This is a genomic window from Oscillibacter sp. ER4 (assembly GCF_000765235.1).
In the GTDB taxonomy this organism is placed as follows: Bacteria; Bacillota; Clostridia; order Oscillospirales; family Oscillospiraceae; genus Hominicoprocola; species Hominicoprocola fusiformis.
Genome location: NZ_JPJG01000019.1, coordinates 1 through 13,314, shown reverse-complemented (window position 1 = coordinate 13,314; position 13,314 = coordinate 1). Strand labels below are relative to the sequence as shown.

The window sequence follows — 13,314 nt, the reverse complement described above, 5'->3', positions numbered from 1 at the left end:
CCTCTTTTAGAAGTTCCGCCTTTTTTCTTTGTTCGCGGTTTTATTTGCTGCGCTTGAGCACCTCGCACACGAGCTCATAGACGCGCGCGGTGGAGGCGACGTTCAGCCGCTCGTTCACGGAGTGCACATCGTGCAGCTCCGGTCCCATGGACAGCGCGTCAAGGCCGGGGATCTTTTCGATGAAGAGTCCGCACTCAAGGCCGCCGTGGGTGGCTTCGATCTTCCCGTCGCGGCCGGTGAGGTCGCGGTAGACCGCTTCGATCTCCTTGCGGAGGGCAGAATCGCGGTCGTACTGCCAGCCGGGATAGTTGCTGCGCTCGCCCACGGTGCCGCCACCGAATTCGACGATGGCCTTCACGCGCTGGATGAGCATATCCTTCTGCGAGGCGATGCAGGAGCGGACGGAGAAGGAGCACTTCACGCCGTGCTCGTCCGTGCGCATCACGCCGAGGTTGAGAGAAGTCTGCACAAGACCGGGGAAGTCGGCGCTCATCTCCTGCACGCCCTGCGGCAGGGCAAGGAGCACATGCAGCAGTCTCGACGTGTCCGCTGCGGAGAATGCGACCGGAACGTCAGCCTTTTCGCACACGAGGGAAATGCCGCCGTCGGTAACGGCGTACTCATTTTTGAGCGTTGCATCGAATTCCTTGATGAACGCCTCGAATGCGGGCGCGTCGGACGCGGAGAGCGCGACGAGCGCGTCGTTTCTCAGGCAGATGACGTTGTCAAACTGTCCGCCCGTGAGATCACTCACGCGCAGCGAGGGGCAGTGCTCCATCGCGCTATACAGCGTGCGCGCCATCAGGCAGTTGGCGTTGCCGCGGCCCTGATTGATGTTCATGCCGGAGTGGCCGCCCTTGAGACCCGAGATCGTCACGCGGTAGCCGGTCATGCCGTCCGCGCTCTCCTGCTTGAGTTCAAGCGCGCAGTCAAGGCGCACGCCGCCTGCGCAGGACACGGTGAAAACGCCCTCTTCCTCAGAGTCGAGGTTCAAAAGCTTTTTGCCCTTCAAGTCCGAGCAGTCCAGCGCGAACGCGCCGTCCATACCGACCTCCTCGTCGACGGTGAAGACCGCCTCGATGGGGGGATGGGGGAGCGTTTCGTCGGATAAAATCGCGAGGATCATCGCAACGGCGATGCCGTTGTCGCCGCCAAGCGACGTCTTGTCTGCCCAGACCCATTCGCCGTCGGTACGGACGTCGAGCCCGTCGCGCGTCATGTCCTTGGTGCAGTCCTCGGTCTTGGCGCAGACCATGTCGATATGGCCTTGCAAGATAATGGGCGCGGCGTTTTCATAGCCGCAAGAGCCGTTCTTCCAGATAATGACGTTGTTGCACGCCTCCTGACGGTATTTAAGGCCCAATTCCTTCGCAAAGCCGACGCACAGGTCGCTGATTCTCTTCGTATTTCCGCTGCCGTGGGGAACGGAGCAGAGCTGTTCAAAATAGTAGAATACCTTTTCAGGTTTGATTCCGGATAATGCAGCCATGATACCCTCCCATAGCGATTAGTTGATCTGCTTGCGGCGGCTCAGGTTCATCGTGCCGTCCTGCATGTCCTGAATGCTGTCGAGGCTCTTACCCGTGCCCTCGGCCACGCACTGGATGGCGTTCTCGGCCACCATGGCGTGGATGCCGGTGCGGGCGGTGACGAGCTTATCAAAGCCGCGGACTAAGCTGCCGCCGCCGGTCATGACGATGCCGTTGTTCGAGATATCGGCCACGAGCTCGGGCGGGGTCTTTTCAAGCACGAGGTGGACCTCCTCCATGATGCGCTCGACGGGCTCTTCAAAGGCCTCGAGCATTTCCGCAGACGAGACGGAGATGAGCTCGGGAAGTCCTGTGATAAGGCTTCTGCCCTTGACCTCCATGGTCATTTCCTCTTCCGGCGGGAAGACGCAGCCGATCTGCATCTTCATCTGCTCGGCCGTGCGCTCGCCGACGAGCAGGTTGTGCTTGCGGCGCATATACTTGACGACGGCCTCGTTGAACTGGTCGCCCGCGATCTTGATGGAGGACGACTCGACGACGCCGGAGAGCGAGATGACCGCGATATCGGACGTACCGCCGCCGATGTCGATGATCATGTGGCCCTCGGGCTGGGTGATGTCGATGCCCGCACCGATGGCGGCGGCGACAGGCTCTTCAATGAGGTAGACGCGGCGCGCGCCGGCCTGAATGCCCGCGTCGATGACCGCGCGCTCCTCGACCTCGGTGATGCCGGAGGGAACGCAGATGATGATGCGCGGCTTGAAGAGCTGGAAGCCCATGACCTTGTGCAGAAATTCCTTGATCATGCGCTCGGTGACCTCGTAGTCGGAGATCACGCCCTCGCGCAGGGGACGGATGGCGATGATGTTGCCCGGCGTGCGGCCCAGCATGGCCTGCGCATCCGCGCCGACCTTTAAGAGCTTGCCGGTGTTCTTGTCGAGCGCCACGACCGAGGGCTCGTTGAGCACGATGCCTTTATCCTTAATGTAGATCAGCACCGACGCGGTGCCAAGATCCATACCGATGTCTTTGGTAAAAGAAAACATAGCGTGTTACCTCTTATTTTTCTGAAAACTAAAATGAGCGATGCTCATACTTTCCCATGATGTTTTTATTATAACGGCTCGAAATTGAGTTTGCAATAGCATTGTGCGCGATTTTCCGTACGGTATCAGGGGAAAATAAGGAAAAACATACCTCTGCGCCGCTGATTTTCGCGTCCGCAGACGCGAAACATTTGAATCGTTTTTACCCGCGGCGTGTACGTGGGTAAAAACACTTTGCGCGGAGCGCGTGTCGAACCTGTGAGGCACGAAGCGCAGCGAAACTTTCTCAAAAAAGAGGCGTCGCCTCTTTTTTGAAGACTTTAGTCTTCGTCCGCCGCGGCGAGGGTGGCGCAAATGACTCTTTCCGCGCCAGCTTCCCGTAAAACTCTCGCGGCTTCGCGCAGTGTGGCGCCGGTGGTAAGGATGTCGTCGATGAGCAGGATGCGCTTGCCTTTGATCTTATCCTCATTGACGGCGGTATACGCGCCGACGACGTTTTTCTGCCGCTCCTCACGGGACGAAAGCGACGACTGCGCGACGTTGTCCTTCGTCTTTTGCAGCAGCGTTTCCGGCGCGACGCTCCAGTGGCGGCAGGTCTCGCGCGCGAGCAGATACGACTGGTCGTAGCCGCGCTCTTGTTTGCGCTTTTTCGACACGGGGACGTAGGTCACCAAATCGAACTCTCCGCCGAAATGCTCGGCGGCGGCCTGCGCCAGAATGTCGCCAAAGCCCGTGCAGCGGCTTTGACTGCCGTGGAATTTGTAGTTCAGCAGCGCTTCGCGCACTATGCCCTCGTACTTGAGCGGGGCAAGGCACGCGCCGATCTCCGCTCTCTCATGGAGCGGCGTTTTGCAGTAGGGGAGCGCCTTTTCGCACTCAGAACACACGCCGTGAACGCCGGGTTTTCCACAGAACGCGCAGCGCGGTGGAAAAAGTAAGGACGCGAGCGATTCCAAAAAGCTCATTTTTCCTCCCCACCCTTCCTGAGCCGCCACTTGAGGCCGCTGTAGCGGCGGCTGCGGCGGTCGTTTTCCGCCATTTTGTTCACGGCGCTGTCGTCGCCGACGATGACGAGCAGCTCTCGCGCGCGGGTGATGGCGGTATAGAGCACGCCGCGCACCATCAGCGACGGCGCACACGGCGCGCCGACGAACACGACGCCGCGGTATTCGCTGCCCTGCGCCTTATGTACGGTCATGGCGTAGGCCATGTCGAGCTCTGCGAGCATGTCGGACGTGTAGGTCGCGGTGCGGTCGTCGAAGACGATCTCCAAAAGTTCTCCGCTCGGGTCGATCTTTGCGATCTTACCGACATCGCCGTTGAAGATGCCCGTGCCGGCGGTGCCGTCCTCTTTCTGCCAGACGACGTCGTAGTCGTTGCGCGTCTGCATGACGCGGTCGCCCTCGCGGAAGACGAGTTCGCCGAAGCGGCGCTCCTGTTTGCCGGGCTTCGGCGGGTTTAGCGCGGCTTGCAGGGCGAAATTGAGTGAGCGCGTGCCCGCGTCGCCGCGGCGCGTCGGGGTGAGGACCTGCAATTCGTCCGCGGGGATGCCCATTTTGTCGGGCAGCCTTGTTTTGCACAGCTCGACCACGGTTTCGACCAATCGCACGCTGTCGCGGCGGGGAAGGAAGAAAAAGTCGTTCGCCGCCGCGTTTTTGAGCTTGGGCGGCATGCCGGTGTTGACGAGGTGCGCGTTGCGCACGATCATCGACTGCTCGGCCTGACGGAAAATGTCGCGCAGGGCGACAGTCGCGATGCGCCCGCTGCGGATGAGGTCGGAAAATACGTTCCCCGCGCCGACGCTCGGCAGCTGGTCGGGGTCGCCGACCAGAACAAGGCGGCAGCCCGGGCGCAGCGCCGCGAGCAGCGCGCGCATGAGCGAGAGGTCGACCATCGAGGTCTCGTCCACAATGAGCGCGTCGGCCTCGAGCGGTTCCTTTTCGCCTTTGGTGAACGTCACCTCACCGGTCTGGTCGTTGAAGGTCATGCCGAGCATGCGGTGGATGGTCTGCGCGTCGCGGTCGCAGAGCTCGCCCATGCGCTTGGCGGCGCGGCCCGTGGGGGCGGCAAGCAGAACGTTCAATCCCATGCGCTCGAAGAGCGCGACGATGGCGCGCACGCTCGTCGTCTTGCCCGTGCCGGGACCGCCGGTCAGCAGCAGCAATTCTTCCTTTGCCGCGAGCTCGACAGCCTGACGCTGAAGCGGCGCATACTGCACGCCCTGCTCGCGCTCGATTTCTTTGATGACGCGCTCGACGCCGCGCAGGGCGTCGGGCTTGTCCGCGAGCATCGCCTCGATGCGCGTGACAACGTAGGTCTCATCCTCCCACGACTGACGCAAATAGCAGGCTGTCACGTTCGCGACACCCTCCTGCACGATGCGGTGGATGGCGATGAGATCGTCGAGGCTCTTTTCCGCGGCGTCAATGTCGCAGTCCAAAAGCTGGGCCGTCGCGGCGAGGAGCTTTTCGCGCGGGAGGAAGACGTGTCCGCCCGCGTCGCGGTTGTGGGAGAGCTCGAAGAGAAGTCCCGCCTCGGTGCGGAGCGACGCGTCGCCGCCAAAGCCCATCGAGAGCGCGATCTCGTCACAGACGGAAAAATCCACGCCGAACGCGCTGTCGGACAGTAAGTACGGGTTGCGCTCGAGCGCGGCCATGGCGTTTGCGCCGAAGCGGCGGTAGAGCGGCACGCTGAGTGCGGCGGGCAGATCGTAATGCGCCAGAAATTCCATCACGCGGCGAAGGCCCATCTGCTCGTTGAACGCGGCGGAGATCTCCTGCGCGCGGCGGGCGGTCATGCCCTTGATGGCCGTGAGCTTTTCCGGCTCGGATTCGAGCACCTGCAGCGTCTCGATGCCAAATCTGGCGACGAGCTTTTCCGCCGTCGCAGGGCCGACGCCGCGCACGACGCCGGAAGCGAGGTAGTTTAAAATCTCCGTCTCGTTCGACGGCAGGTACCGCTCGACCTCGCTCGCGGAAAACTGCTCGCCGTACTGCGGGTGGGAGGAAAACGAGCCGGTCGCCGTCAGGTTTTCGCCCGGCGCCGCGCAGGGGACGCAGCCAACGAGCGTTAAAAGCTCGCCGTCGTCCGTCACAAGGCGCAGCACGGCATAGCCGTTTTCCTCATTCTGGAAAACGACGGACAGAACCGTGCCCATGATGGTCGTTTCTTCTCCCATAACTGTCTCCTAAGTGAAAAAATCGGTCAGTTCTTCCCTTTGGCAGAGGTAGACCTCGTATTCGCTGCGGCACAAGAGCTCCGCCACGCGGCGCGGCTCGTCGGCAAGGCCGCAGTCCACGATGACGACGCGCGAAAAGCCGCCCTCTTCATAGCGCGACCTCAGCAGCGCGCGCACCGTGTATTCGAGCGTCTTTGCCTCGCCGCACGTCTCGATGACCGCCGTGGCGGGGATGGTGCCGCGCCGCCGCGGGTGCACGATGGCCGAAACGAGCAGAAAGATCACCGCCGTTAAGCCGATGGCAGCGAGCGCCGCGACAACGCCGTCCTGTAAAAGCCGCATATCATCACCTCGCGCCATTCTACGGCGCGGACGGGCGATGGGTGAATCTTAACGCAGCATTTTTCTGAGATACTGGCCCGTATAGGACTGCTCGCACGCGGCGACCGCCTCGGGCGTGCCGCAGGTGACGAGCGTACCGCCGCCGCTGCCGCCCTCGGGGCCGAGGTCGAACAGATAATCCGCGCACTTGATGACGTCCAGATTGTGCTCAATGACGAGCACGGTGTTGCCCGCGTCGACAAGGCGCTGCAAAACCTCAAGGAGCTTTTTCACATCGTCCGTGTGGAGACCCGTGGTCGGCTCGTCGAGGATATAGATGGTGCGCCCCGTGGAGCGCTTAGAAAGCTCGGTCGCGAGCTTGACGCGCTGGGCTTCGCCGCCGGAGAGCGTCGTAGACGACTGGCCGAGGCGGATATAGCCGAGGCCGACCTCGCTGAGCGTGCGGAGCTTCGCTTCGAGCTTTGGAAGGTCGCGGAAGAATTCAAGCGCCTCCTCCACGGTCATTTCCAGCACGTCCGCGATGCTCTTGCCCTTGTAGTGAACCTCGAGCGTTTCGCGGTTGTAGCGCTTGCCCTTGCAGACCTCGCAGGGCACGTAGATATCGGGCAGGAAGTGCATCTCGATCTTGAGCTGACCGTCGCCCGAGCAGGCCTCGCACCGGCCGCCGCGGACATTGAAGCTGAAGCGGCCCGCGGCATAGCCGCGCGCCTTCGCGTCCGGGGTCGAGGCGAAGAGGTCGCGGATGTCGTTAAATAAATTCGTATACGTTGCGGGGTTGGAGCGCGGCGTGCGGCCGATGGGGCTCTGGTCGATGCAGATGACCTTGTCGAGGAATTCCTCGCCCTCGATAGCCTTACAGCGGCCGGGGTGGACCTTCATGCGGTTTAAGTCCGCGCCGAGCTTTTTATAGATGATCTCGTTGACGAGCGACGATTTGCCGCTGCCGGACACGCCCGTGACGCACGTGAACGTGCCGAGCGGGATCGAGACGTCGAGATTTTTGAGGTTATTTTCCTGCGCGCCGCGCACGGTGAGGAAATTGCCGTTGCCTTTTCGGCGCTCTTTCGGCACTTCGATCTTTTTCTTTCCGCTCAAATACTGGCCGGTCAGGGAATTCGGGTTTGCCATGACCTCTGCCGGCGTGCCGCAGGCCACGACCTGGCCGCCGTGCGCGCCCGCGCCGGGGCCGATGTCGATGAGGTAGTCCGCCGCGCGCATCGTGTCCTCATCGTGCTCGACGACGATGAGCGTGTTGCCGAGGTCGCGCAAACGTTTCAAGGTGGCGAGCAGCTTGTCGTTGTCGCGCTGGTGCAATCCGATGGACGGCTCGTCGAGGATATAGAGCACGCCCATCAGGCTTGAGCCGATCTGCGTCGCGAGACGGATACGCTGCGCCTCGCCGCCGGAGAGCGTCGCGCTCGCGCGCGAGAGCGTCAGGTATTCCAAACCTACCGAGCGCAGGAAGCCGAGGCGGTTTTTGATCTCCTTTAAAATGCGTTCGCCGATGCGCATTTGCTGCTCGGTCAGCGTCAGCTTATCCACAAAGTCGAGCGCGTCGACGACGGATTTTTCGCAGTAGTCGCTGATGCTAAGGTCCCCGACCGTGACCGCGAGAGATTCGCGGCGCAGTCTCTTGCCGCCGCAGGCGGGGCAGGGACACTCGCTCATGCAGGACTCTAACTCCTCGCGCACGCCGTCGCTCTGCGTCTCCTTGTAGCGGCGCTCCAGGTTGGGGATAACGCCCTCGAACGCCTGATACAAAACTCCCTTGCCGCGCGGCTGGTCATACTGGAGCTCCAGCTTTTCGCCCTTTGTGCCGTAGAGAATGACGTCCATGACCTCTTTGGAGAGCTTTTCCACAGGGTCGCGGAGCGAGAAATGATACTTTTTCGACAGCGCTTCAAAGTACATGCGCGAGATGCCGTCGCCGCGCACGTTGTTCCAGCCCGAAGCGCAGATCGCGCCGTCGAGCAGGGAAACGCTCTTATTCGGGATGACGAGCTCGGGGTCGACCTTGAGCTGCGTGCCGAGGCCTGTGCACGTCGGGCACGCGCCGAACGGGTTGTTAAACGAGAACATGCGCGGCGTCAGCTCTTCGATGGAGATGCCGCAGTCCTCGCACGCGTAGTTCTGCGAAAAGAGGATATCGCGGTCATCTGGCAGGATATTTGCGAGAATGAGACCGCCCGAAAGCGCCGCCGCGGTCTCGCACGAGTCCGTCAGGCGGTGGACGACGTCGGGGCGGAGGATGAGGCGGTCGACGACGACCTCGATATTGTGCTTTTTGTTCTTTTCGAGGGAAATTTCCTCGCTGAGGTCATACATGTTCCCGTCGGCGCGGACGCGGACATAGCCCGAGCGGCGCGCGTCCTCGAAAATTTTTACATGCTCGCCCTTTTTGCCGCGGATGACCGGCGCCATGATCTGCACGCGCGTCCCCTCGCCCAGCGCCATGAGCTGGTCGATGATCTGGTCGATGGACTGCTGGCGGATCTCCTTGCCGCAGTTCGGACAGTGCGGCGTGCCGACGCGCGCCCAGAGCAGGCGCAGATAGTCGTACACCTCCGTCACCGTGCCGACGGTGGAGCGGGGGTTCTGCGAGGTGGTCTTCTGGTCGATGGAAATGGCGGGGGAGAGGCCTTCGATATAGTCGACGTCGGGCTTTTCCTTCTGCCCAAGGAACATACGGGCGTAGGACGACAGGCTCTCCACATAGCGGCGCTGGCCCTCGGCATAGATGGTGTCGAACGCGAGCGACGACTTTCCGCTGCCGGACAGGCCCGTGATGACGGTCAGCGCGTCGCGTGGGATCTCAACGTCGATGTTCTTGAGATTATTTTCTCTTGCGCCTTTGACAAAAATATTACTTGGCATGAATCGATAACTCCTGTTGCTGGATTCGCAGCTGCGAGACCAGCGTACTCTTCTGAATTTTTTATGTCAACCTCATTCAACAATGATATCCGCAAATTTTGCGCGCACGAGCGCGGCGAGATCGTGCGGCGCAAGCTCGACCTGATAGCCGATCTTGCCCGCCGAGACGATCATTGTTTCAAGGTTTTCCGCGGTTTCATGGAACACCGTGGGGAAGAGTTTCTTCATCCCGACGGGCGAGCAGCCGCCGTGGACGTAGCCCGTGAGCGGCAGCAGCTCTTTCTGGTGGATCATTTCGATGGACTTTTCGCCCACAGCCTTCGCGGCCTTTTTGAGGTCAAGATTCTCCGCGACCGGCACGTCGAAGACGTAATACTGTTTGCTCGCGCCGCGCGCAACAAGGGTCTTGAAGACGATGGCGGGGTCAAAGCCCATGGACTTCGCCACCGTGACGCCGTCGACCGCGACGCCCTCCTCATGCGGGTAGGTGTGCGCGGTGTAGGCGATTTTCTTCTGCTCCAAAACGCGCATGACGTTGGTTTTTTCTTCTTTATTCTTTGCCATAAGGGACCTCCTATGTGGAAAACGGGGATAAAATCACCGCAGAATGTAAACACAAGCCAAAATGCAGGCAAGGCCTAAGAACACACCCGCGCTGATGGGCTCGCCGAAGACGAGGGTGCCGACGAGCGTGCCGACGACCGGCTCGATGCTCGCCATGATGCTGGCCTTGCCGCTCTCGACGTTGGCAAGGCCCTTGGTGTAGAGGATGTAGGGCGCGACGGTGGAGAGCAGCACCAGCCCCGCAGCGAGGAGGGCGTTTTGCGGCACGCTCAGAACCGTCATAAGGTTGCCCCAGTCGGCGACGAACAGCGCGCCGAGCGCGGCGAACACGAACGTCCAGAATACGACGGCGAGCGGGCTGTAGTGCCGCAGGCCGAAGGGCGCGAAAATCGAATAGAGCGCGTAGAAAAATGCCGCGCCGAGGCCGAAGAGAAGCCCCTTCGTCGTCAGCGACAGTCCGCCCGTAAAAATGTCCGTCACGAGCGCGCAGCCGAGCAGCGCCAGCGCGAGGGCAAGGAGCTTTTTGCCCGTGATCTTCTCTTTGAAGACGAGCGCGCTCATCGGAACCACCATCGCGGGCGCGGTGTAGAGCAAAATCGCGCTGACTGAGATGGAACAAAGCTTCTGCGCGTTGAAGTAGCAGAGCGTAAACAGAACGACGCTGATGATGCCTGTCGCAGCAAAGATCGGCAGGTGCTTTGCTCGCATCTTAAAGACGCTGCGGTCGGTGCAGAGGAAGAAGAGCGCGAGCACCGCAAGACCGCCCAGATTACGGATGACGACAAGGTTTTCCGGCGCGATGCCGGCATTGAGCAGCGGGCGGTTGAATAGGCCGATGCAGCCCCAGCAGGCGGCGGCCGCTAAAATGCAGGCATAGGAAGCGTATTTTTTCACAGGCTTTGTCTCTTTCTTGTTATTTCGTATTTTCCTTGCGCAGCTCGATGATACGGTCGCGCAGGATGGCGGCGTACTCGAATTCGAGCATTTTGCTTGCCTCCTGCATCTGCTTTTCGAGCTTTCTGATCTCCTCGTCCCGCTCGCGCTCGGAGATCTTGCGCTTGCCGCGGCGGCGGGCGGATTCCTCGTCCTTCTTCGAAATTTCGATGATCTCGCGCACGTCCTTTCGGATGGTCTGCGGAATGATGCCGTGCGCCTTGTTGTAGTCGTCCTGAATTTTGCGGCGGCGCTCAGTCTCGTCCATGGCGCGGCGCATCGAGGGGGTGACGGTGTCGGCGTAGAGCACGACAAGGCCGTCGGCGTTTCGCGCGGCGCGGCCGATGGTCTGGATGAGGCTCGTTTCGCTGCGGAGGAAGCCTTCCTTATCCGCGTCCAGAATCGCAACCATCGAGACCTCGGGGATGTCAAGGCCCTCGCGCAGGAGGTTGATGCCGACGAGCACGTCGAACTCGCCGAGGCGCAGGCCGCGGATGAGCTCCATGCGCTCGATGGTCTCGACGTCCGCGTGCATGTAGCGCACGCGGATGCCGACGCCGGTCAGATACTGCGTCAGGTCCTCGGCCATCTTTTTCGTCAGCGTGGTGACGAGCACGCGCTCATTGCGCGCCGCGCGGGCGTTGATCTCGCCGACGAGATCATCGATCTGGTTTTCGACAGGGCGCACCTCGACCTTCGGGTCGAGTAAGCCCGTCGGGCGGATGACCTGCTCGACGATCTGGCCCGCGCGGTCCTTTTCATAGTCGCCGGGCGTGGCCGAAACGTAGATGCGCTGGTGGACGCGCTGCTCAAATTCCTCGAATTTGAGCGGGCGGTTGTCAAACGCGCAGGGCAAGCGGAAGCCGTACTCGACAAGGCTCTCTTTGCGCGCGCGGTCGCCGTTGTACATCGCGCGCACCTGCGGCAGCGTGACGTGCGATTCATCCACAAAAAGCAGGAAATCCTTGGGGAAGTAGTCGATGAGCGTCAGCGGCGGCGAGCCGACGGGCCGCCCGCTGATGACGCGGGAATAGTTCTCGATGCCCGTGCAGTAGCCCAGCTCGCGCAGCATCTCGATATCATAGCGCGTGCGCTGGCGGATGCGCTGGGCCTCGACGGCCTTGCCCTCAGCCAAAAACTGCGCCTCGCGCTCGTCAAGCTCCTTGTCGATCTCAACAATGGCGCGCTCGAGCTTGTCCTTCGTCGTGACATAGTGCGACGCGGGATAGATGGCGATGTGCTGGAGCGTGCGCGTCACCTGACCGTTGACGGGGTTGAATTCGCTGATCCGGTCAATTTCGTCGCCGAAGAACTCGACGCGCACGGCCTTGTCGCGGTAGTACGCAGGGTAGAGCTCCACCGTGTCGCCGCGCACGCGGAAGCGGTTGCGCTCAAATGCGACGTCGTTGCGCTCGTAGCGAATTTCGATGAGCCGCTTTAATAGGAAGTCGCGCTCCATCGTCATGCCCGGGCGGAGCGAGATCATCAGCTTTTCAAAGTCCTCCGGCTCGCCGAGGCCGTAAATGCACGAGACGGACGAGACGACGATCACGTCGCGCCGCTCGAGCAGCGCGCAGGTGGCCGATAGCCGCAGGCGGTCGATCTCCTCGTTCGTCGAGGCGTCCTTGGCGATATAGGTGTCGGTGTGGGGGATATAGGCCTCGGGCTGGTAATAGTCGTAGTACGAAACGAAGTATTCCACCGCGTTTTCGGGAAAAAACTCTTTGAATTCCGCGCACAGCTGCGCGGCGAGGGTCTTGTTGTGCGCCAGCACGAGCGTCGGCCGCTGGACCTTTTCGATGACGCTCGCCATCGTGAACGTCTTGCCCGAGCCCGTGACGCCGAGCAAGACCTGCTCGTCGAGGCCCATCTTCACGCCCTGCGCCAGCTTTTCGATGGCCTCAGGCTGGTCGCCCGTGGGCTTGAAGGGCGCGTGCAGCTTAAATTCCATATCCGTTTCCCTTTCTTTCGGGCAGAAGTCCGTTGTGCCGCAGGGAGACAAAGTCGTCGTCCGCGACGATGATGTGGTCGGCGAGCTCAACGCCCACGGTACGCAGCGCGTCGAAGACCGACAGCGTCGTCGCGTTGTCCGCGGGGGAGGGGAGCGCCACGCCGCTCGGGTGGTTGTGGGAAAGAAGCACGCTGCTCGCGCCGCACTTGAGCGCATTTTCCACAATTCTGCGCATATTGAGCTGGACGCTCTCAGTGTCGCCCTCGGCGACCAAATGGCAAGCGAGGAGCCGGCCCTTGGCGTCAAGGCACGCCTCGTAGAGCTTTTCCTCCCGCTCGCCGAAAAAGAGGTCTAAAAAGTACGCGCCCGCCTGCTCGGTATCGCTGAGTATCGTCTCGTGCGCGCCGGAGGACGCGCGGATGCGGCGCATCAGCGGGAACATGAGAGAGATGAGCGTCGAGGCGTTCTCGCCGATGCCCTCGACCTCCTCAAGCGCCGCGCGATCGGCGGCAAACACCGCGTCGAGCGAACCGAATTTTTCCATCAGCCGGTGCGCGATAGGGTTCGTATCCTGCCGCGGCACGGCGTAGTAAAGGAGAAGCTCGAGCACCTCGTGGTCGGCGAACGCATCGAGCCCGTGGGCGCGGAACTGCTCTTTTTTGCGCGAGCGATGTCCTTCGTGTACCGGCATGTGTGCTCTCCTTTCCGGGGCGTTTTTGCCGCAAAACGCGGCAGTCTTCTCCTATTTTTGTCTTAATATTGTATTTTATCACGGAGAGAAAAATCGTACAAGTGTTTTTTGAATTTTATCTCCCGCGGGGAGATGCGCAGACAAAGGGGGAGGTTCTCTTTCAAAAGAGAACCTCCCCCTTTGAATCCCCCAAGAGAAAGGCAGGGGGCGTTTCGATTTCGCCCCCTGCACCCCCTAACGACCAA

Annotated in this window: 10 protein-coding genes; all 10 read right to left on the bottom strand. The window is 61.2% G+C overall.

Going from position 1 to position 13,314, the window contains the following annotated elements; translation table 11 throughout:
- Nucleotides 1-40 precede the first annotated feature (40 nt).
- Nucleotides 41-1,489 carry an aminoacyl-histidine dipeptidase gene (locus tag NI20_RS0103670; RefSeq protein WP_033120103.1) on the bottom strand — a complete coding sequence of 483 codons (1,449 nt, stop codon included), beginning with the start codon at nt 1,487-1,489 and terminating at the stop codon, nt 41-43.
- Nucleotides 1,490-1,507: 18 nt separating this feature from the next.
- On the bottom strand, nt 1,508-2,536 hold the full coding sequence (locus NI20_RS0103665) for a rod shape-determining protein (RefSeq protein ID WP_033120102.1): 1,029 nt from the start codon (nt 2,534-2,536) through the stop codon (nt 1,508-1,510).
- Nucleotides 2,537-2,856: 320 nt separating this feature from the next.
- Nucleotides 2,857-3,501, bottom strand: a complete 645-nt coding sequence (locus NI20_RS0103660; RefSeq protein ID WP_033120101.1) for a ComF family protein — start codon at nt 3,499-3,501, stop codon at nt 2,857-2,859.
- Entirely contained in the window at nt 3,498-5,714 is a 2,217-nt protein-coding gene (locus tag NI20_RS0103655) for an ATP-dependent RecD-like DNA helicase (RefSeq protein ID WP_033120100.1), read from the bottom strand. Before NI20_RS0103655 ends, NI20_RS0103660 begins: the two co-directional genes overlap by 4 nt.
- Before the next feature lie 9 nt (nt 5,715-5,723).
- The gene (locus tag NI20_RS0103650) at nt 5,724-6,056 is read right to left on the bottom strand and encodes a hypothetical protein (RefSeq protein WP_033120099.1); all 333 of its coding nucleotides are present in this window, start codon (nt 6,054-6,056) and stop codon (nt 5,724-5,726) included.
- Between the two features lie 48 nt (nt 6,057-6,104).
- Nucleotides 6,105-8,930 (bottom strand): excinuclease ABC subunit UvrA, encoded by a 2,826-nt coding sequence (gene uvrA / locus NI20_RS0103645; protein ID WP_033120098.1) that lies wholly within the window; start codon nt 8,928-8,930, stop codon nt 6,105-6,107.
- Between the two features lie 72 nt (nt 8,931-9,002).
- Nucleotides 9,003-9,494: a Cys-tRNA(Pro) deacylase gene (gene ybaK / locus NI20_RS0103640; RefSeq protein WP_033120097.1), complete on the bottom strand. Its 492-nt coding sequence runs from the start codon at nt 9,492-9,494 to the stop codon at nt 9,003-9,005.
- Between the two features lie 33 nt (nt 9,495-9,527).
- Complete coding sequence (locus tag NI20_RS0103635) at nt 9,528-10,388, bottom strand: DMT family transporter (protein WP_033120096.1); 861 nt, start codon at nt 10,386-10,388, stop codon at nt 9,528-9,530.
- Between the two features lie 19 nt (nt 10,389-10,407).
- Nucleotides 10,408-12,378 carry an excinuclease ABC subunit UvrB gene (gene uvrB, locus NI20_RS0103630; RefSeq protein ID WP_033120095.1) on the bottom strand — a complete coding sequence of 657 codons (1,971 nt, stop codon included), beginning with the start codon at nt 12,376-12,378 and terminating at the stop codon, nt 10,408-10,410.
- Entirely contained in the window at nt 12,368-13,069 is a 702-nt protein-coding gene (locus NI20_RS0103625; protein ID WP_033120094.1) for a RadC family protein, read from the bottom strand. The genes uvrB and NI20_RS0103625 overlap by 11 nt, the downstream gene beginning before the upstream one ends.
- Between the last annotated feature and the right edge of the window lie 245 nt (nt 13,070-13,314).